21 protein-coding genes are annotated in these 21434 nt (G+C 42.7%); 5 read left to right on the top strand and 16 right to left on the bottom strand.

The window, feature by feature from the left end:
• Nucleotides 1-37 precede the first annotated feature (37 nt).
• The 13 genes from ACVW0P_RS03570 to ACVW0P_RS03510 form a co-directional block, all read right to left on the bottom strand.
• Nucleotides 38-1150, bottom strand: coding sequence for a D-TA family PLP-dependent enzyme (locus ACVW0P_RS03570; protein ID WP_457130858.1), 1113 nt, complete (start codon nt 1148-1150; stop codon nt 38-40).
• 2 nt (nt 1151-1152) lie between these two features.
• Complete coding sequence (locus tag ACVW0P_RS03565; protein ID WP_457130857.1) at nt 1153-1617, bottom strand: RidA family protein; 465 nt, start codon at nt 1615-1617, stop codon at nt 1153-1155.
• Nucleotides 1618-1709: 92 nt separating this feature from the next.
• Nucleotides 1710-2810 (bottom strand): hypothetical protein, encoded by a 1101-nt coding sequence (locus tag ACVW0P_RS03560; RefSeq protein ID WP_457130856.1) that lies wholly within the window; start codon nt 2808-2810, stop codon nt 1710-1712.
• 101 nt (nt 2811-2911) lie between these two features.
• Nucleotides 2912-3700 carry a hypothetical protein gene (locus ACVW0P_RS03555; protein ID WP_457130855.1) on the bottom strand — a complete coding sequence of 263 codons (789 nt, stop codon included), beginning with the start codon at nt 3698-3700 and terminating at the stop codon, nt 2912-2914.
• A 12-nt stretch (nt 3701-3712) separates the two neighbouring features.
• On the bottom strand, nt 3713-5269 hold the full coding sequence (locus tag ACVW0P_RS03550; RefSeq protein ID WP_457130854.1) for a phosphatase PAP2 family protein: 1557 nt from the start codon (nt 5267-5269) through the stop codon (nt 3713-3715).
• Nucleotides 5270-5277: 8 nt separating this feature from the next.
• The gene (locus ACVW0P_RS03545; protein ID WP_457130853.1) at nt 5278-6219 is read right to left on the bottom strand and encodes a hypothetical protein; all 942 of its coding nucleotides are present in this window, start codon (nt 6217-6219) and stop codon (nt 5278-5280) included.
• Between the two features lie 195 nt (nt 6220-6414).
• Nucleotides 6415-6966, bottom strand: a complete 552-nt coding sequence (locus ACVW0P_RS03540) for a hypothetical protein (RefSeq protein ID WP_354432007.1) — start codon at nt 6964-6966, stop codon at nt 6415-6417.
• A 122-nt stretch (nt 6967-7088) separates the two neighbouring features.
• Nucleotides 7089-8210: a glycoside hydrolase family 130 protein gene (locus tag ACVW0P_RS03535; RefSeq protein WP_457130852.1), complete on the bottom strand. Its 1122-nt coding sequence runs from the start codon at nt 8208-8210 to the stop codon at nt 7089-7091.
• A 6-nt stretch (nt 8211-8216) separates the two neighbouring features.
• Nucleotides 8217-8909, bottom strand: a complete 693-nt coding sequence (locus ACVW0P_RS03530) for a class I SAM-dependent methyltransferase (RefSeq protein WP_457130851.1) — start codon at nt 8907-8909, stop codon at nt 8217-8219.
• A gap of 48 nt (nt 8910-8957) precedes the next feature.
• The gene (locus ACVW0P_RS03525) at nt 8958-9155 is read right to left on the bottom strand and encodes a YetF domain-containing protein (protein WP_457130850.1); all 198 of its coding nucleotides are present in this window, start codon (nt 9153-9155) and stop codon (nt 8958-8960) included.
• 56 nt (nt 9156-9211) lie between these two features.
• Nucleotides 9212-10003 (bottom strand): SDR family NAD(P)-dependent oxidoreductase, encoded by a 792-nt coding sequence (locus tag ACVW0P_RS03520; RefSeq protein ID WP_457130849.1) that lies wholly within the window; start codon nt 10001-10003, stop codon nt 9212-9214.
• 26 nt (nt 10004-10029) lie between these two features.
• Entirely contained in the window at nt 10030-10890 is an 861-nt protein-coding gene (locus ACVW0P_RS03515; protein ID WP_457130848.1) for an SDR family oxidoreductase, read from the bottom strand.
• 4 nt (nt 10891-10894) lie between these two features.
• Complete coding sequence (locus tag ACVW0P_RS03510; RefSeq protein ID WP_457130847.1) at nt 10895-12058, bottom strand: zinc-dependent alcohol dehydrogenase; 1164 nt, start codon at nt 12056-12058, stop codon at nt 10895-10897.
• A gap of 161 nt (nt 12059-12219) precedes the next feature.
• On the opposite strand from ACVW0P_RS03510, the gene ACVW0P_RS03505 reads away from it, so the two are divergent.
• Complete coding sequence (locus ACVW0P_RS03505; protein ID WP_457130846.1) at nt 12220-13059, top strand: MBL fold metallo-hydrolase; 840 nt, start codon at nt 12220-12222, stop codon at nt 13057-13059.
• Nucleotides 13060-13065: 6 nt separating this feature from the next.
• On the opposite strand, the gene ACVW0P_RS03500 is transcribed toward ACVW0P_RS03505, so the two are convergent.
• Together ACVW0P_RS03500 and ACVW0P_RS03495 are read right to left on the bottom strand one after the other, a co-directional pair.
• Nucleotides 13066-13272, bottom strand: coding sequence for a helix-turn-helix domain-containing protein (locus ACVW0P_RS03500; protein ID WP_457130845.1), 207 nt, complete (start codon nt 13270-13272; stop codon nt 13066-13068).
• A 2-nt stretch (nt 13273-13274) separates the two neighbouring features.
• Entirely contained in the window at nt 13275-13919 is a 645-nt protein-coding gene (locus ACVW0P_RS03495) for a DUF2975 domain-containing protein (protein WP_457130844.1), read from the bottom strand.
• Nucleotides 13920-14141: 222 nt separating this feature from the next.
• Here ACVW0P_RS03495 and ACVW0P_RS03490 point away from each other — a divergent pair, with 222 nt between their 5' ends.
• The 4 genes from ACVW0P_RS03490 to smc all read left to right on the top strand — a co-directional run bounded on the left by ACVW0P_RS03490 (nt 14142) and on the right by smc (nt 20663).
• The gene (locus ACVW0P_RS03490; RefSeq protein ID WP_252756834.1) at nt 14142-15002 is read left to right on the top strand and encodes a sigma-70 family RNA polymerase sigma factor; all 861 of its coding nucleotides are present in this window, start codon (nt 14142-14144) and stop codon (nt 15000-15002) included.
• 520 nt (nt 15003-15522) lie between these two features.
• Nucleotides 15523-16188: an ATP-binding cassette domain-containing protein gene (locus ACVW0P_RS03485; RefSeq protein ID WP_457130843.1), complete on the top strand. Its 666-nt coding sequence runs from the start codon at nt 15523-15525 to the stop codon at nt 16186-16188.
• An 8-nt stretch (nt 16189-16196) separates the two neighbouring features.
• Nucleotides 16197-16982, top strand: coding sequence for a PhzF family phenazine biosynthesis protein (locus ACVW0P_RS03480; RefSeq protein ID WP_457130842.1), 786 nt, complete (start codon nt 16197-16199; stop codon nt 16980-16982).
• 138 nt (nt 16983-17120) lie between these two features.
• Nucleotides 17121-20663, top strand: a complete 3543-nt coding sequence (smc, locus tag ACVW0P_RS03475) for a chromosome segregation protein SMC (RefSeq protein ID WP_457130841.1) — start codon at nt 17121-17123, stop codon at nt 20661-20663.
• Here the strand turns inward: smc and ACVW0P_RS03470 are convergent.
• Nucleotides 20660-21334, bottom strand: coding sequence for a hypothetical protein (locus ACVW0P_RS03470; RefSeq protein ID WP_457130840.1), 675 nt, complete (start codon nt 21332-21334; stop codon nt 20660-20662). The genes smc and ACVW0P_RS03470 overlap by 4 nt on opposite strands.
• Nucleotides 21335-21434: the final 100 nt, after the last annotated feature.

Below are 21434 nucleotides of genomic sequence, written 5' to 3'. Positions count from 1 at the left end.
TTTTGATTACACCGATCTGTTTAAAAATTTACCGATGCTATATCGTTATCTTCCTATCTCTTGCAATATTTAGCCATTCTCCTGTAACTAACTTATTTTCAATTGTTATGGCACGTTCATATAAAGCAACAGTTGGGCATATGTGATGGGGCAAGCCGTATAAAATATCACCTACTTTATATTGGTGACTTTCACCCGCCTCGGCAACCAGGTGTTCTTCTGACTGACCTGTAAATACAAGCTCCGGGGCGTTTAAAAAGTAGATCCGTTTCGATAATTCATTCTCCGCCGAAACAGATTTATGGCCGACATCAACACAAATCTTCCCATCCTGTGGCAACGAAACTATGCGTGCAATTATCAATGCCGCCGTTTGAAATGGCTGCTCGGGGAACGCCTGTTGATACCCCCTATCCCAGTAAACAAACGTGCCTGGGGTACACTCCAATCCTGTTTTTTTAGAAAGAATAGGGAACGTAGGCGAACCACCCGCAATTACGATGGGCTTTGGATATCCTTTAACTACAATATCATCAACGAGTTTTAAAACCGGGAGCATACTTTCTTCAGACCTGCTTTCGCGAATGCTATAATCGGCATCGTGGATATGGCCATCATAGGCATGCAACCCCATTACCTTAATAGCGGGTAAGTGAGATAGCACCCTGTATAAGGCCAAAGCATAAATAGGGATAATGCCCGTACGGTTCATGCCAACGTTTAGGTCGATGTAAACAGGGATAACGATATCGTTATTTAAAGCTTCCGCGGATATTTCTTTTGCAGTTGCCTCGTTATCTACGAAACAGGAAAATCCAGTTTGCGGATATTGTTTTGTAAGCTGAACAAAGCGTTTAAGCTTGGGGCCGTTGGGCTGATAGGCCAGCAATACATCTGGCGCAGCGGCCATGCCCAGCATTTCGGCCTCGGCAATGGTAGCACATTTGTATTTGGTTATACCGGCCTGAATCATCAGCTCAGACACCTCGCAGCTTTTATGCGTTTTTACATGCGGCCTCAGGCGTGCCACATCATCTATCATGGCTTTCACCAACGCTATGTTGTATTTTACCCTATCGGGATAGACAACTAATGCAGGCGTATCAAGTGTATCAACATTATCGATGGTGTACCAATCTGCTGCTGCCATGCTTATACCAGTTCAAACAAGGCTTCTATCTCTACAGGGATATTATCGGGCAACGAGCCCATGCCAACCGCGCTGCGTACACCAATGCCATTCTCTTCACCCCAAACTTTCGCAAACAATTCGCTTGCCCCGTTTATGATATAAGGGTGTTTCTCAAAATCGGGCGTGCAGTTTACCATCCCCAATACTTTTATGACGCGCTTTACCCTATCCAGGCTACCTAAATTTGCTTTAATGGTTGCCAGCATTGCTAAACCTACCTGCCTTGCAGCAAGCTTGCCATCTTCCTGGCTTATGGTATCGCCAATGCGGCCAATGATCAAACTGCCATCGTCCTTGACCGTTCCGTGGCCCGATAGGTACAGGTATTTGCCATCAATTAAACATGGTTTGTAAACGCCAAGCGGCTTTGGTGCAGGCGGCAGGTTTAAGCCTAAATCTTTAAAGTTTTGTTCAGCTGAATTCATTTTGTAAATCTATTATTTTAAAATAAAAAGCACGGTTATAAACAAAAAAAGGCCGGGAACCACTCCGACCTAATTTTATATAACCATTATTATTAAAGTTTAAAAGAAATACCTACGTTTACGGCATAGTCTGCAAATGCAGCGTCGCCTTGTGTATAAATGCCTGTTAACTGGGTACTGATCTTGTCAGGCGTGCTTTGTATACGGTCGCGCACCATGGCAATAGGCACATAAGTATAAACAGAGAACCTTTTTAACCTGTAGGTGACCCCCGGCTCGGCTGATATAATATAACCTGGCCTGCGGAAACCATTGCTGCCGCCTATAAGGTCCTTTGCAGGCAGGCACTCTTCGCGCACGCCGGCCGAGAAATTGAATTTACCTACACCATAATTGGCGCCAACCCTTATCATAAACTGATCCGGCACGCTCATAATATCACTGCCATTAGCAATAGCTTTAGCAGATGCCACACCACCACGGGCAGACGACACCCCGTTTTGCTCCCGCGGATTCATCATGTAATAGAATGTACCGTACAGGCCAAAATTGTGAGAGAAGTTGTAATATCCGTTCAATTCGGTGATAATACCTGTACCGCCATCACCCAACTGGATGGATTGATCAACAGGGCCTAATAATTTTGCGCCGCCCGGGCCGGTATTCTGGAAGTAATCCTGGTACGTATAGCTTCCTGTAGGTAATTTTAAACCTATCCCTGCTTGTATATTCCCTTTATGCGCTTTAGCGGGGTTTAACAACCATGCATAAGCCTTAATGCTTACATCGCCGATACCAAAAGATTTGGTTTCATGCCTTTCCTTACCACCGTGCTCATATAATGATGACCGGGTGTTGTTAAGCACAGGTACATCAATAGAAAACGACCAGCGGTTATTAAAGATACGCGTAAGTGTAAAATCTTGCGCGAAGGAGTGGTTGATAACATTAGTACCTAAAGCTAAACGTTGTTTTTGCTCTTGTTTCCCTACAAAGTGTTTGTATGAGCGGTAATACCTGCTGTTAGCATTAAAAAGCCATGCCCCGCCTGATGTAGTACTGTCCGGGTGTTCGTCCATAGCGCATAAGCCACCGGTACTGCGGATAGCCACGCAGCCCTGCGCGTTTACGGTAGTATTATTGAACAGTAAGTATATAGCTATCCCGATGAAGAATTTATATGTAAATTTCATGTTGTGTGTTTTGTTTAATAAATTTAATGCATAGCCTACCTGTTTAGGGCGGGTTATTACCTGTGAAAGGTTTAAAATAGGTTGAAAATCCTTTTAAATAATTAGTTTTTTTGTAGAGACGTTATTGTGAGATTTGAAGAAACGTAGTTAGTTGCAAACCATAAAGCTATCAGCGTGCCGTAGCTTCCGCCACGCTCTATCCACTCAATTAGTTCATAATGAGGATATAATAATTCGCTTGAAATTTTCCAGATGATGAATATTAACAGTACCGTACGGATAGGTTTTATCAATACAATTAATGCGGCTGCTATTTCAAAAACGCCAATAAACTGCGCCACCTTTGCGGGGCTTGTAAACCCAAGGGATGCGTATTGGCCAAGCAGGCCCTTCTTTTGTATGATGTTTAACCAACCGTGTCCCATCAGTAACAAAAAGCCCACTATTTTTAAACAGTTAAATACATTATTAATTGTTTTATCATCTACCAAAGCATCAGCATCTATCCGTACAAATAACTTGCGGAAGTTTTTGACACCACCCGACAAGATCAGTAAAGCGAGCGGGGCACCAAAGTTACCCGCGCGCTCAATAAATTCTGCAAATGGCTCGCCGGATGCCGGGCGTAAAAACGCTGTGGTGGCTCCCCAAAATACCAGCCATAAGACAATGGCACGCATGGGGTAAAACAGCATTGTAACGCCCATCAGTATATCAACCGATCCTACCCATGGCATTAAAGCATAGGCAGCATCGGTATCAATACCAAAAACGGCAAAGTAGTTACACCAAATTTGTTTTGTGATAATGCCGAAAACGCCGTGCCCAATAAAGCACATGGCTACAGCTATCCGCAAAACGTAATGTATCTTTTGTTCTGTCCTAAGCATGCTCTTTATCCGTTAGTTCGACCCATCTGCCTTGCCACGGGCAACAGCGTATTCACCAACTTTTATACCTGTTTGCAAACCAACCTCGCAATCGCTGCGGTAGTGGATAGCACCGTATAACCTTGACATTGCCGCTTCATGCGCCATATCCATAAAAGCACTGGCTTTTTCGGGAACCAAATAGCCCAAAACTGTTGCAGCAGCGCCGCTAAAGTTTGAATGACCCGATGTATAAGAAGGGAAGTTAGGGACCCCTGTAAGCGTTTTAATGTTTAATACCATTTGCGTTGGACGCGGGTTAAAGTAAAAATACTTGGCATCCCAGCAAACTATGGCGGCATCCATTTCGGCCATAGTTAATAAGGCGAGGTTACGTGCCCAGCGTACTTCGCTGTAGTTGTGTTTTACAAACTCATCGGCAGCAATTGTGTTCCAGTGGCCGGCAGGGGTTACTGTACCTACACCATCCGCCCAAAACGCGACAATACGCTCATGCTCGCGGCTGTGGTTTTGGCTCATTGATAATACCTCGTCGCTCTCCTTCTGAAACTCGGGAGTGCCCGGTTTAAATGGCGGCACAGGGCGCAAAGCAACAACTGTAGTTGTTGGGAAAAGAAACGGTGTAACCTTTGTAAACAATGGTAACATTGGCGGGCGTTTAGGCAATTCTAAACTGATCCATGGCGTATTACCGGCTGCTGTAGTATTGGTAGCCAAGGCATCCCAATCTGCAGGGGTACCAATAGCAGCACCAGCCTTATCTGTACGGGCGCGCGCTAAAAATACAGCCGCAACCTGTTTGCCTAAGCTTTCTCCGGCGTCCATATCAGAGCGGGTGTTGGCACCTGCCATAATACGGTATAGTTTTTCTTCAGCAACTTTCTTTTGGATGTAATCTAAGTCACCGGGGAAAAGTAACTCCATCATTTTACCGGTAACACCTGCAACTACTGCATCCTCGCTTGGGTATGATGGCAATGCCGATTTGGGCACCAATGCCTGCACATTTATATCGTTTACGTAAGGTGCCGCACGATTGAACTGTTTTTTAAACTTCCACGCCTGTACCAACGCATCGTATTGTGCTGCGCTTACATAAGCATAGGCACGTGCAGCATAAGGCGGGTTAGAGAATGGGAATAACGGATAAGCCAACGGGTTAGCCGCACTTGGAAATGGGTAACTACCATCATCATTTTGATATGGCGGCAGGTTGTGCTTAGCAACAAGTTCGCGCAGTATCTCGTTCCAACGCAATACCGAGCCCGCGCTCCAGTACTTAATTATATCTCGTTGTTCGCTGGTTAGGTTACGCTGATAGCTTTTTATCTCGTTAAGGTCGGCCAGGTAATTTGGGGTAGTGATCGCATCCGGCGTAGCAATCGTAAAGGTAGACGCGGCCGTTAATATCGGCGTCCAGGTATCGGCATTAAGGTCCAGATTAGTTGGGGCCAAAGCGGGATAATCCACGCTGCGGTCCTTTTCCTGGATATCTTTTTTGCATGATGAGTTGAAAACCGCAAGGGAGACCATCAATACAGGCAATAGGTTATATATATTCTTTTTCATCACTATTCTTATTTATCAGATTTATCCTTTTTCACAGAAAACACATAATACACACCGGCAAAAAACGATCTGTTTTGGCCAACATTGCGGCCCTTTAATACGTAGTTGCCACCACCGGTAAGTTCTAAACCTGCAATGCTTTGGAAGCTGTATTTAAAAATTGCGCCAGCCAAAGTAGCATCCATATTATTACTTGGAAAAGGCATATTATTTTTGGTGATATCAAAACCACCAATGGTGTTCACTTTGGTTAAAGTAGCTTCGGCATTAAACTTTAGGCTACGGTAACCTGTGCTGAATAAAAAGTTTGTGGCATTCGGGATGGCAACCTGGTTGGTGTAATGCATCTCGGTAGTATAGTACGAATCCTTATCAATGGTGATATTATCTTTTCGCAAATACTGGCCGGAACCGGCTACGAAGAACCTGCCTGTTTGGTAGTTAATCAAAGCGCGTAAACCAATACTCTTACTGCGGCTGCCAATTGCTAATGGCAAATAATCTGCCTGGTAGTTACCTAGCGGGAGGCTACCGGTTACAATAGCATGTAAGCTTAGCAGCCCACTTCCCACCTCCTGTTTTACTGCCATCCATTTTACAGCAAGGTTAATATCCTGTATGCCGCTTTGGCCTCTAAAGGTACCTGCAGATGCGTTTGATTTGATATATGGGATCATAAACAACAAGTTAACCCTGTTACTTAGCCCGTAGTTACCGCCAACAGCATAAACGTTACTGCTAATGGTTCCTAAATTTAGGTTTTCGCGTTTAAATGTGCCTTCCCAATATTTATCCCAGCTATTGTAGGTGTACACACCGGCGGCGCAAAAGAAGTTCTTAGGTATCATTAAAGCATCATTTTCCGTTTGGGCGCTTACAGATTGGGTGGAAGCAATACAAACTACAATGGCCAAACAATACCTTTTTATATAAGGTAAAAATTGTTTCATAATACGTTTTGAAGTGATCAGCTTAACAAGTTTTTTTTTAAGCACCAGCTATTGAAAATCTCACAAATCAATAGATGATGCTCAATTTTTTTTAGTCTTAAATAAGGTTATAGCAATACACAACACATTAATACAAATGCAGCGCATTAACTTGTGCCTGAGTTAAGAAACAATAAATCTTTTGGAATATATTAATCAGCCGATGTAGTTTGGCGGTTTGCCGGGCGATTCGATATACGGATTTGTTAAACTGGAAGATATAGAGTCTGCTAATTGTTCTACAGTATCGTCAAAACTAAAGAAGTTGTAGGTAACAACCGGATAATTATAATCTGACATTGATGAAGAGGCTTTTTTTGCAGGTGCCTCGCCTTTTTTACTTAGCGGCGCATCACTCACGTTTTTTGCCATAATGATATTGGCATTAAACAACTTTGTTTTTACGCTGTTGGCTACACACACCAGGAACATAGTGTCCCGAGTCATTTTAACACCCACGTAATTATAAAAACCATTTTTTAACTGGACCTGGCCTAATACACGTTCGTAATCAGGCCAATCCGTTATGCCTTTATTGTTTACAGGTATTTTAATTTGTACAAGCTGTGTAGCATCCACCTTATTTTCGTAAATATTTTTAACGATAGATAGCTCGGACTGATGGATGAAATATTGGAAGACAAAGGTGTAACCACCTGTATTAAACAGATGTATGCTTAGTAAGAATAAAGCAAAAAACCTTTTCACGTTTTGTTAGGTGTGCAGCTGCACTAATTAGGATTACTTGGTAAATATATGTAAATATTCAATTATCACAAAAAAATTACAAATTAATTAAAACAAACATATCAAACTATTTGTAAGTCTGCTTAATTACCTGGTTTATAAATAGCTACACCTACCCTGGAATCGGCGCAGCCATAGTATAGAAACCACTTCTTTTGAAAATATACCAGTCCTTCCATAAAAACTGTCCCCGCGGGATACTGACCGCTTTTTTCAAACGCCTCCTGCGGTACAAAAAAGGGTTTATCTAACCGGCTTATAGCTATTGTAGGATCTGTTGATGAAAACATTACCTGCCCGCCACAATAAGAATTGGCGGTGTAATTTTTATCGCCATGGTCTTTATTGTTTTTGCCATTGTAAAGCAGAATAATACCTTTAGGTGTCATGACGGCAGGCGGGCCACATTCGGTTAGGTCGCTGTCAAAGTAATTTTTCCGGGGCGATAACAATGCTTTTAGGCTGCCGTCTTTATTTATTAATGGCGACCAATTGACCAGGTCTGTTGATGTGGCCGCAAACACCCCCAGCTCGCCCCAATACATCCAATATTTACCATTTATTTTGGCAATAACTTGCTTACCATTTACCAGTTTGGTGATGATAGATGCCGATTTACTGGCAATGTTAAAGAACTTGCCATTATACGCTTTGCGGAATATTGGCCCGTGCTTAACCCATTTCTTCAGATCTTTTGAAGTTGCTACGCCAAGGCGGGGCATATCATGGTTCCATTGGGTGTAGAAAACAACATAGGTTCCGTTAGCGGTCATCGCTACGCGGGGATCTTCGCAACCGCCTGTCCATTCAAATTCTTTCTGGCTGTCGTTATCCGGATATAGCACCGGCGCCGACGAGCGCTTCACTATAGTTCCATTACTGCTTTCAGCCAATCCCAAGCGCGATGTGCGGCCGCCAATGCCGATGCCCGATTTATCTTCGGCGCGGTACAGGATATAGATCTTACCGTTTTTAATAGTAGCAGCAGGGTTAAATGTGTCATTTGATTCCCAGTCCATCTGCCTTTTGCGCATGGGGTCATAAAAACGGGAAGAGGTATCCGGACTAATCAGCGGGTTTACCCCAGCAGGCCTAACAAAAGGCCCCAAAGCCCATACAGGCAATTTTTCATTTTGTGCTGATACTGCGCCTGCCGTTAATATCAGCAAAACTAAGACCTTGATGAATTTGTAAGCGTTTTTCATACTCTATTAATTAACCAGCGTTAGCCTTACCAGGTATTGATCCATATCATCTTCATATAAAACTTCGGTCGCCCAGCCTTCTTCTGCGGCGACGGCCTTTAGTTTTTCGCTGTCAATGTAAAGCCATTTAAACCAATCGTTTTTTTGGCCTTTGTACTGGTATTGGTATGATAGTTCGCCGTAATAGCTTTCATTATCAGGCAATTTATTTTCATACAAATAAGCGATATCAGAAGAATCGAATAATAATTGGCCGCCCGTTTTCAGGAGCGTTTTGGTATGCTGTAAAAATAGGCGTAATTGTTGGATAGTACCGCACAGCCCTATGCCATTCATCATCAATAGTAATGTGTCGTATTTTTCGCGGCTATAAGTAAATATATCAGCCTCAAAAGCATGGCTGACGCCGCGTTGCTGCATTATCATAACTGCAAGGCCGGATATATCCATCGCCGTAACATCAAAGCCTTTTCCCTGTAAAATCAAAGCGTGACTACCAGCCCCTGCGCCAATATCTAAAACCTTGCCGTTGCAATTAGTAATGGCGATGAGTTCCAGGTCGGGCATCTCCTCTGCATTACGAAAATAAACATCCAGCGGCATTTCCTCTTTAGGGCCGTAAGTATTATTGATCCATAACTTATGCTTGCCGTTTTGCTTATAATGGTCAAATAAGGCCTGTCCGAAAATATCTTCCAAAGGGTTACGTGGTTAATCATCCAAAGAAAAGCATTGTACGGTAAAACATCAATCTTTTTTCTTAATAACACTTAGCTCTCCTGTATTTTCCATATATATATCTTTGATGTTTTCAAGAGTGTCTTCATTAGCCCTAAGGCGCACATCGCTCATCAGGTCATCTTTTGTCATAAGGCATTTAAGGAGATTTTGATGCCTGATATCACCATTTGATACAGCAGGATCTAAAACGATTATTGTTTGCATAAAAAGGGTGGGCCAAAAAAGCCCACCCTAATTCAACATGAAAAAAAATATTGCTACTATTGGTCAACTGGTTTTTGCTGCTCGTTAACCATATGTGCAAGCGTGCTTGCAGGTGTAACATTGCCCATAGAAGTTTGCAGTTTATTTTTAAAGCCCGATACTATCTTATCCTTACCGGCCATTAGCGCATCGTACCCGTCTTTAGCAACATCTGCGGGGTTAGCCATAGATTCTTTATCTTGTACAGCCTTGCTGCTATTCATACCTGCTTTGTTGAAAAAATCAGTATCGGTTACGCCCGGCTGCAAAGCGGTAATGGTTATATTAGTGTCTTTTATTTCCTCGTGGATAGCTTCCGTAAGCGAAAGCACATAAGCCTTGGTAGCATGGTAAACTGCCTGCCATGGCCCCGGCGTTTCGCTGGCGATAGAGGCCAGGTTAAGAATTTTACCATCGTTACGGGCTACCATTTCCTTTAAAAAATGCTTGGTTAAAATAGTTAGCGCGCTTACATTAAGGTCCACTATTTTTAATTCTCTGTCGATATCGTTATCCTGGAATAAACCGTACACACCCTGGCCTGCATCATTAACCAATACATCAACCTGTATGCCTGTGCGTTTAACTTCGTCGCAAAGCGAGAACACTTCGTCGCGGTTAAACAGGTCTTTTGCTATTGGGATAACGTCCACCCCATTCTTTTGTAATTCGCTTGCAGTTTTTTCCAAGGCCTGTTGATCGCGCGATACGATGATCAGGTTATAATGGTCTTTCGCGAATAGCTTTGCCAGTTCGTATCCAATACCGCTCGTTGCGCCCGTAATAAGGGCATATTTTGTAGTGCTCATAGTTTATTTTTTAAACGTTAAATTTATTAGCCGTTTACAACCTCGCCCCCATTGATATGGATTACCTGCCCAGTAATGAAAGATGCGTCCTCTGACGCCAGGAAAACATACGCAGGCCCAATTTCTGATGGTTGCCCGGCACGCTTCATGGCCGTTTCGCTGCCAAAATCTTTTATTTTTTCTTCATCGAAGGTTGATACGATTAGCGGTGTCCACACCGGGCCGGGGGCTACTGCATTTACACGTATATTTTTCTTAACCAGGTTAGTGGCCAGCGAACGCGTAAATGTGGTTATAGCCCCTTTGGTTGAGGAATAATCGATCAAATTTGGCGACGACCGATATGCCGTAACCGACGTGGTATTGATGATACAATCGCCCTCTTGCAAATGATCCAAAGCCGCGGTTGCGAAGTGGAAGTACGCGAAGATGTTGGTTTTAAAGGTTTCCTCCAGTTGCTGTTCGGTGATATCTTTAAACTCCTTTTGAGGCACCTGGATGCCGGCATTGTTAACGAGAATATTCAGCTTACCTAAGTCATCAACCGTTTGCTCAACCGCCCTGCGGCAAAAATCACGGTCTTTAACATCGCCCTGTATCAGCGTACACTGCTGCCCTTCAGCTTGTACTAAGTCTTGCGTTTCTTCTGCATCGCCGCTCTCTTCGAGGTAAACAATAGCAACATCGGCACCCTCACGGGCGTAATGAACAGCAACAGCACGGCCTATACCGCTATCACCTCCTGTAATCAAAGCTACTTTGCCGGCAAGCTTACCGGCGGCTTTATAATCAGGCTTTATAAATTCCGGCCTCGGGTTCATTTCAGCCTCCACACCGGGTTGATGGTCTTGCTTTTCGGGCACTTCTATTCCTTCTTTATTTTCCATGATATTATTTCCAAGGGTTTAACACAACCTTAACACAGTCGTCTTCCTTTTTATCGAAGATCTCGTAACCTTTGGTCACCTCGCTAAGCGGCAACCTATGGCTAATGATATCATCTAACACCACTTTCTCTTCTTTAACAAGATCTATCAAGTGATCGATATAATTTAACACCGGTGCCTGACCTTGCCTTATGGTTAAACCTTTATCAAAAATGCGGTGCATAGGGAAATTGTCATATGTTGATCCATATACACCCATAATAGTTACTGTACCACTACGGCGAACGGCTTTAAAAATCATATCCAACACCTTCATACTGCCAACTTCAAAGTTTACCAGGGCTTTAGCTTTGTCTAATATGGTACGCTCCGGCTCAAAACCAACGGCATCCACACAAACGTCTGCACCACGGCCACCGGTCATTTCACGAATAGCTTCCACCACATCCACTTCATCGGGGTTTAATGTATCTACTTTATTAACCTGGCGGGCTTTCTCTAAACGGTAATTAATCGGATCAATAGCGATAACACGGCTTGCGCCGTTTAACCAGGCTGCTTTTTGCGCCATTAAGCCAACGGGGCCCGAACCAAATATAGCAACCACTTCGCCACCCTTAAGCTGCGCCCAGTCGATAGCACTCCAACCTGTTGGGAAAATATCTGTCAGAAATAGTACCTGCTCGTCGGTCATGTTATCGGGCACTACACGGGGGCTGATATCTGCATAGGGCACCCGCACATATTGTGCCTGCCCGCCACTATATCCGCCGTATAGATCGGTGTAGCCAAATAAGGCAGCACCCTTTTGATCCATCATATCGCCGTTAGGGCCGTAATGTTTATAGTTTGAATTTTCGCAACTTGGCGATGCCCCGTGGTTACAAAAGAAACAATGCCCACAAGCTATCGGGAAAGGCACAACTACACGGTCGCCCTTTTTTAGATTGTTGATAGCTGAGCCAACTTCTTCCACAATCCCCATAAACTCGTGCCCCATTACCATAGGGTCTTTTTGCGGTACACCGCCGCTCAGTATGTGCAGATCGGAACCACAGATAGCCGTCGAAGTTACTTTAAGGATAACATCCCTCGGGTCTTCAATCCGCGGGTCTTCTACTGTATCATATCTAATGTCGCCTGGTTTGTGAAAAACTGCTGCTTTCATATTGTTGATTTTTAGTGTTTGTTAGTTTACAAAGACAACACGAGTTACAGAATTATAGTTTTAAGAAATATTTTTATTTTCAAATAGAGGTACTGTCAATTTGAGTTTTGTTGCAAATGCATAAGATTTGAAATTTGTGCAAAGTATTATACCTTCACACTATGAAACTGCATACCATTGATACCGGCTTTTTTAAATTAGATGGCGGCGCGATGTTTGGCGTAGTACCAAAAGCCATTTGGCAAAAAACCAACCCGGCCGACGATAAAAACCTTTGTACATGGGCCATGCGTTGCCTGCTTATTGAGGATGGCAAGCGTTTAATTTTGGTAGATACCGGCATTGGCAATAAACAGGACGAGAAATTCTTTAGTCACTACTATCTGCATGGTAATGCCACCATGGATAGTTCGTTAGCTGCAAAGGGTTTCCACCGGGATGATATAACAGATGTGTTTTTAACCCACCTGCATTTCGACCATGTAGGCGGCGCAGTTGTACGCAACGGGGAGAAATTACAACCCGCTTTTAAAAATGCCACTTACTGGAGCAACGAACAACATTGGGATTGGGCAGTTAACCCTAACGACCGCGAGAAAGCATCTTTTCTGAAAGACAACATCCTACCCATACAGGATAGCGGCCAGCTTAAATTTATATCTGCCGAAGACAGTGTGAATTTCACAGATAACATCAACATAAAATTAGCTTACGGCCATACCGATGCCATGATGCTGCCGCTAATCAATTACAACGGAAAACAGGTTTTATACATGGCAGATCTGCTCCCATCTATCGGCCATTTGCCCCTGCCCTATGTAATGGCTTACGATATGTTCCCGCTTAAAACTTTGGAAGAGCGCAAGGTATATTGGAACGAAGCCGTAGAAAAAGAGTACATCCTTTACCTGGAGCACGACCCGATAAACGAATGCTGCACCCTGCAACAAACCGAAAAAGGCATTAGGGTAAAAGATGTGTTTAAACTGGAGGAACTGTAAATAAGGCTATTGGTCTCTGTACTCCAATATATCTCCCGGCTGGCAATCAAGTGCTTTGCAAATGGCTTCGAGCGTTTCTATACGGATGGCTTTTGCTTTACCCGTTTTAAGGATAGATAGATTTGAAATGGTAATCCCCACACGGTCGCTCAACTCGTTAAGAGACACTTTGCGTTTTGCCATCATTACATCAAGGTTTATAATTATGGGCATGGCTATATGGTTAACTCCTGTTCTTCCTTCAGTTTACCACCCTGTTTAAAGGCTTCGGCCAGGATGAATACGAACATGGCAAACAAGGCTGTTCCAAAACTAAATGATACCGTATTAATTAAAATTAAAGGCGGGCGCAGCAAGGCCGTTGCTTTTAAAAAATCCATCCATTGATAAACGTAATCGGCCAGGGCATATAATAAAATATAAACACCTATCTTTCTTATTAACTTTATACAGTTCCCCTCAAACATGGTTCCTTTATAAATACTCAGCATTACTTTATTTATAAACGACGCGATATATCCAATTAAAACGGCCATTAAAAGGGCAGTCAATATTTTAAGTATTTTAATCCACACGGGGGCTTGCAAATTTTTACTAAACCATACATCAGCCAGTATCATTATGTTTTTTAAATGATAATCGTGCCCTACCTGCAAACTATCTGTTTTAACGCCAGGTATTAGGTTCCCTTTTAAAACCGTAAATATGGCCGGGCCTAAAAAAGGGCCATGATCTTCGATGCCAATAGAATCGTTAAAACCATCTTTAGCCCCGTTGTAAATCTCCGAACCAAAGTTTTGAAGAAAGTACAAGGCAAAAATTATATAGAACAATATTTGCAACGTTTTTATTTTTTTCATACCGATATATTTGAACAGCACAAATAAATAACATATTTATTATAAATCAAAGTTTATTTATCGATTTACAATAAATATTAACTTAAAATCAATTAACCATAATATCTTGTTCATTTTATAGTAAAATACTGGCTTTGTTAGGTAGAAAATACTATTTTTAGAAACAAATTAATAGCTTTGCACGTTCAATCTAAATTATAAGAATCGAGGTTATATAACTAAATGAGACAACTCAAAATAACTCAATCCATTACCAATCGTGAGTCGCAGTCCCTCGACAAGTACCTTCACGAAATTGGTAAAGTTGATCTAATAACTGCCGAAGAAGAAGTAATCTTAGCCCAGAAAATTAGAGAAGGCGATCAGGCTGCTTTAGAGCGATTAACGAAAACTAATTTACGTTTTGTGGTCTCTGTAGCCAAACAATACCAAAACCAGGGGCTTACCCTTGGCGACCTAATTAATGAGGGCAACTTAGGCCTTATAAAAGCGGCAAAACGCTTTGACGAGACCAAGGGTTTCAAATTTATATCATACGCCGTTTGGTGGATCCGTCAATCGATATTACAGGCCATTGCAGAGCAAAGCCGTATTGTACGTTTGCCGTTGAACCAGGTTGGTTCATTAAGTAAAATAAGCAAGGCATTTTCAAAATTAGAGCAGGAATTTGAACGCGAACCATCGCCGGAAGAACTTGCCGATATGCTGGAAACCACAGTAGACAAAATATCTGACACATTAAGTAACAGTGGCCGCCATGTATCTATGGATGCCCCTTTCGTACAGGGCGAAGAAAATACATTGTTAGATGTGTTGGAAAATTCAGAACCAAACACCGATTCAATCCTGATAAACGAATCTTTGTCAGAAGAGATCAAACGCTCATTATCTACCCTCACCGAGCGCGAACGCGAGATTATCGTGTTATTCTTTGGTTTGGGCAGCAACCATCCATTGTCGCTGGAAGAAATTGGCGAAAAGTTCAATTTAACCCGCGAACGTGTACGCCAGATAAAAGATAAAGCATTACAGCGTTTACGCCATACGTCGCGTAGCAAGATCCTAAAGTCTTACCTGGGATAAAAACCTTGGGTTAAAATCGTTCAGCCTCCGTTTAAACAAGCGGGGGCTTTTTTTATATGATAAACTTATGGAGTCATCCGGCTACGAACATCTATCCCCTGCGAGGCTATACCTAAACCTAAAATCCAGGCACAATTTAGTTAACAAAATAGGATAAGAGAACGGGGAGAGTAAAACTTAGCAGTAACGCAATTTATTTGATTGATTTACGTATAGTAAACAATTAAATGAAACGCCTAACTACCCTCACCTTGCAGTATTATCGTACGCTGCTCATTTATAATATAACTTTCACTATTCTATGCCTATTTTTGGTCAGCTTTAGCGGGGTCGGGAACCCTGTTACACTGTTTTTTTCCAAATTAATCGGTTTACTCGCAGCTATGGGCTTGCATTATTTTTCATCTGCCAAAACCTATTTTTATTATCGAAATGCAGGGTTGCCTATCAGGCGCTTATATATGTATGCTTTTACAATTGATTGTTTTGTTTTTATAGTACTTACAACTCTGTTTGCCATATGCCGTCACATATTTTAAAAGTTGACAGCGTTCAGCTGGCATTTGATGAACGTAAAATATTACAGGATATTTATCTGGAATGTATACAAGGCCAGATTATTGGTTTACTTGGCAGGAATGGCAGTGGTAAATCATCTCTGTTAAAGATCATTTTTGGCACACTTGCACCATCCTTTAAATATGTTAGTATTGATGGTGAGTTTATTCGTAAAGGGTATCATAAAAACCGGATAGCCTATTTGCCGCAGCACGGTTATTTACCCGATAAAATAAAAATCAGCAAGCTTGCAAAAATGCTTGTTGACGAAAATCTTTGGGATGCATTTACAGAACTTAACATTTATAAACAACACGCACACAAAACGTCCGGTCAGCTTTCCGGCGGTGAATTACGGCAACTTGAAATGCTGATGATCATTCACAGCAAGGCCGATTTTATTTTGCTGGACGAGCCTTTTACCCATATTTCCCCTATTCAGGCCGACGAATTTAAACCCATTATCCGGGCCTGTGCCAAGCGCAAGGGCATCATCATTACCGACCATCAATATTACAATGTTTTAGAGGTAAGCGATAAGGTGATCCTGTTAAATAACGGTTGCACAAAACACATTACCCATAACGATGAATTGGTTACTTACGGCTACCTTAGCGGTAATAAATAAGTAACATCATGACTATCCCTATTTATCAGGCCGACGCCTTTACCAATAAACTGTTTGGTGGCAATCCTGCTGCTGTTTGTCCGCTGGATGAGTGGCTGCCCGATGAGACTATGCAGAAAATAGCACTGGAGAACAATCTTGCCGAAACCGCTTTTTTTGTAAAGAACGAGAACAGGTACCTGTTGCGTTGGTTTACCCCAGAGTTGGAGATAGACCTTTGCGGCCACGCTACTTTGGCGTCCGCACATATTTTATTTACGGAATTGGGGTACGTTAACGGTACCATTTACTTTGATACTATTAAAGCAGGCACGTTGGCTGTAAAACGCGACGGCGATAAATATTCCATGGATTTCCCATCGCGCCTGCCCTTTGCCGCGGATATCCCCGAGGGGCTGGTTGAAGCACTTGGTGGCAAAAAGCCTAAGGAAGTTTTGCGTAGCCGCGATTACATGCTGGTCTATGAAACCGAAGAAGATATCATGGAGATTATCCCCGATCATTCAGCATTAGCTAAAATAAATACCCTTGGTGTTATAGTAACGGCACCAGGCAAAGATGTTGATTTTGTATCACGCTTTTTTGCACCTGCCGCAGGCGTGCCCGAAGACCCGGTTACCGGTTCGGCACATTGTAACCTGATTCCGTACTGGGCCGGAAAATTGGGTAAGAATACGCTACACGCCTACCAGTTAAGCGCCCGGCACGGCGAACTTTGGTGCGAATCAAAAGGCGACAGGGTAATTATGGCCGGTAATGCGGTGACTTATCTGAAAGGGGAAATATACATTTAGGCGAAGCCCCCCAACCCCCTAAAGGGGGAGTAAAATATAAATTCAGATTTTTCAAAAAGCTCCCCGTTCAGGGGGTTGGGGGGCTGAGTTTTTTTCGCTATTTTCCCATCCTGTTTTTAAATACGACGCTACCCATTAATGCAACTTACCAAGTTAGAAATCAAGGGCTTTAAAAGCTTTGGCGATAAGATCACCATTAATTTTAATGAGGGTGTTACTGCTATTGTTGGCCCTAATGGTTGTGGTAAAAGCAACGTAGTGGATGCTATCCGTTGGGTTTTGGGTGAGCAAAGCACCCGTGCCCTGCGTTCAGAAAAGATGGATAACATCATTTTTAACGGAACAAAAAGCCGCAAGGCCGCCAACCTGGCCGAGGTTTCCTTAACTTTTGATAATACCAAAAACGTACTTCCCACCGATTTCTCACAGGTTACGCTTACCCGCAGGCTTTACCGCACCGGCGAAAGCGAGTATAGGTTGAACGATGTACAGTGCCGCTTAAAGGATATTACCGACTTATTCCTCGACACAGGCATCGGATCTGATTCCTACGCTATTATTGAGCTAAAGATGATCGACGAGATTATCAACAATAAAGAAGGTTCGCGCCGCAACTTGTTCGAAGAAGCATCGGGTATCTCTAAATACAAACTCCGTAAAAAACAAACTTTCAGTAAGTTAAAAGATACCGAGGCCGACCTGGAACGTGTGGAAGACCTGCTTTTCGAGATAGAGAAGAACTTAAAAACGCTGGAGAACCAGGCCAAGAAAACCGAGCGTTATTATAAACTGCGCGATCAGTATAAAGTGCTGAGTATCTCGCTGGCATCTTTCAGGATAGCAAATTTCAGCAAATCATTAGCGGAAATAGAGGAAAAGGAACAGATCCAGCGCGAGCAAAAATCAGGAATCGCCACGCAGATAGATAAACTGGAAGCTACCCTGCAGCAAAATAAATTGGATAGCCTTACCAAGGAGAAGAACCTTGCCGCTCAGCAAAAAGCCAGTAACGAATTTACGGCCAGGATCCGCGCATACGAGAGCGAGAAACGCGTAAAAAACGAACAGTTAAAAAATCAGCAGGACAAAGAGAGTCGCTTAAAAGAAGAACTGGAACGCGACAACAACCAATTCAAACACGTTCAATACAATATAAAACGACTAAACGAGGAAAAACTACAGGAAGACGAAAACCTGCAAACCATTACTACCCGGGTTGATGAGTTGAAAGAGGCGGTTGATGAACTCCGTGCCCAACAGGCCGAGGCACGTAACGAACTGAACGAACTTAACAGTATAAATGGCCGCCTGCAAAACCAGGTGTACAAAGCCGAAAAAGATATAGACATCCTCAACATACAACAACAGGCGCTTGAGCAGGAAAGCCAGCGCAACATGGAGGACACTACCAATAAAGAAACTGAGCTTTCACATTTCAATAAAGTGGTTGCCGAGTTGGATGCCCGCGTTGCTACCCTAAAAAGCGAATACGATGAGGCTGTTGAGGCAGAAAGTAAACTACAGGAACAAGTAGCTGAAACCGAGACCGAACTTAAAATAATAACCGACAGTATTGCCGCCGATGGCCGTAAGCTGGATGCCAAACAAAACGAGTACAATCTCACCAAAAGTTTGGTTGATAATTTAGAGGGTTTCCCGGAGAGTATCCGTTTCCTGAAAAAGAACACCAACTGGGCTAAAACAGTCACCCTGTTCAGCGATATATTATTTTGTGAGGAAGAGTACCGCGTAGCAATAGAAAACTACCTGGAGCCGCTAATGAACCATTATGTGGTTAACACTTATGACGAGGCCATTGCAGCTATTAACTTACTAAGTAATTCATCAAAAGGCCGCGCGCAGTTTTTCATTTTAGATAATTACGAGGCCAGCACACCTACTAATAAAACATTAGTTGATGATGCGGCCCTCGCTGCCCTATCGGTTATAGAAGTAGAGGAACGTTACAAGCCACTTTGTAACTACCTGCTAAAGAATGTTTACCTGGTAAACGACGCTGCCGAGAACGACATCAATTCCATCAAATTACCGGATGAAGTCGTATTGATAGGCAAAAGCGGTAAATTCAATAAATCTAAATATACCATGGCGGGCGGGTCGGTTGGGTTGTTTGAAGGTAAGCGTATTGGCCGCGCTAAGAATTTGGATAACCTGTTAAAGGAGATCAAACAAGCCGAGAGCCGCATCCAGAATTTTAAAAACAAAAGTGAAGAACTGCAAAGCCGTTTAGCCGCTTTGAAGGCATCCAACAAAACCAACGAAATACGCCGGCAACAGTACGAACTAAACAAGGTTAATACCGAGCTGATCACCGTTAAAACCAAGCAGGAACAATACCAGGCTTTTATTGAGAACAGCCTTAACCGTAAGCAAGATATTGCCAATAAAATTGCAGGTATCAAATATGATATCATAACTCTTGGCCCACAATTGTTAGAACTAAAAGAGCAAAAGCAAATACAAGCTGAATTGATATTGGATAAACAACAAGCGTTTAACGAGCTGAACGAAATGGTTACAGTACAGTCAAACACTTATAACCAGGAGAATATCCGCTACCATCAGCAGCAAAATAAGGTATCTGGATTATTAAAAGATCTGGACTACCGCGAAACCCAGTTGGAACATTTGGAAGTTCGCATCCGCCAGAATAATATCGAAATTGAAAAAGCCAAAGCCGCGATATTAGAAAACCTGCAGCAAACCGGCGATAGCGACGAAAGCCTGCTGGAAATGTACGGGCAAAAAGAATCCCTTGAAAAAGGCACCGCTGAAGCCGAACAGGAATACTACGCCTGGCGCGCTAACATAACTGAAAGCGAGAACGAAGTATCAAAACTTCGCCAGCGTAAAGACCATACCGAGGCGTTAGAAAACGAACTTAAAGATGAACGCAATAACCTTAAGATAGAGCTAAATGCCCTGCGCGAGCGCCTTTCTGTAGAGTTTAATGTGGATATCAACGACCTGATGGAAATTGACAGCACCGAAACCGGGGACGAAGACGAGATACGCGATAAAACGGAAAAGATGAAACGCCAATTGGATGATTTTGGCGCCATTAACCCCATGGCGGTTGAAGCTTATAATGAAATGAGCGAACGCCATAACTTTATCCAGGGCCAAAAGAAAGACCTTGCAGAGGCTAAGGCATCGCTACTGGCTACCATACAAGAGATCGACGATACCGCTAAAGAGAAATTCATGTCGGCGTTTACGATGGTGCGCGAGAATTTTATTAAGGTATTCCGCTCGCTGTTCAACGAGGAAGACTCCTGCGACCTAATCTTGAGCAACCCCGATCAACCGCTGGAATCTGAAATAGATATCATTGCAAGGCCAAAAGGTAAACGCCCGCTATCCATCAATCAATTATCGGGTGGCGAAAAAACGCTGACGGCTACTGCTATCCTATTCTCGCTTTACCTGTTAAAGCCGGCCCCATTCTGTATTTTTGACGAGGTAGATGCCCCGTTGGATGATACCAATATCGATAAGTTCAATAACATCATCCGTAAGTTCTCTAAAGAATCGCAGTTCATTATTATATCGCACAACAAGCGCACCATTGCCTGTACTGATATTATTTATGGTGTAACGATGGTAGAGCAGGGTATCTCGAGGGTGGTGCCTGTAGACCTGCGGGAATTAGCAGATTAAAACTCGTAAGTGATCTTTATTGGCAAGGTTTGAATAATGATATTCTTGTATCCTGCAAACGAGAGATATCTTACTGTTGTAGGTCCGTAAAGCCCCTCGCCTTTAACAGGCGGACCCAAGATTTGTTGTGATAGCTTATTTAATACTTGGTAATTATATCCTATAGAAAAGTTAAACCCGCGTTCACTTGTTGAGCTTAGCATCGAATATCCTATACCAAAACCGCCTTTAAAACCAGTATGCCAGTCCATACCTGTTATAAAGGAATAGCCTGTCTGGCCGTAAACAAAGAGACCTCTTTTTGTACTTTTAAGAATATATTTCACGTCCCCAAAAAATGGCACGGCACGGATTGAACGCCCTTCAGATATATTATTATAAAAATCAATATCTATCCCTAACCCTACCCTCAACTTTGGTGACAAATATTTGCCATAACCAATACCAATAGTTGTGCTGGAAAAGGTATCTCCATTTATATTTTGATTCCCTTCAGACGATAATGTATTTATCCAGGGGGTATTTTCCCCCTGGATATTTACATTGCCTAAAGTGGGCATATAACCAATACGTATTTCGAAATAAGGCTTATTCTCGGATTGTCCAAAAGAAAAAGTACTTATCAGCAGCAAGAAAAATGTAATGCAAAAGAAGTTTAGGTGTGTTTTCAAAACAGTATCAATTTAGGTTAAAAAACATATGGGACCGTAACTGAGAAATCGGCGATTAATAATCTCGTAAGGAGATATTAATCTAACGAAGCACGAAAAA

This window comes from Mucilaginibacter sp. UYNi724 (genome assembly GCF_054057495.1).
This window is presented reverse-complemented; position numbering and strand designations above follow the sequence as displayed.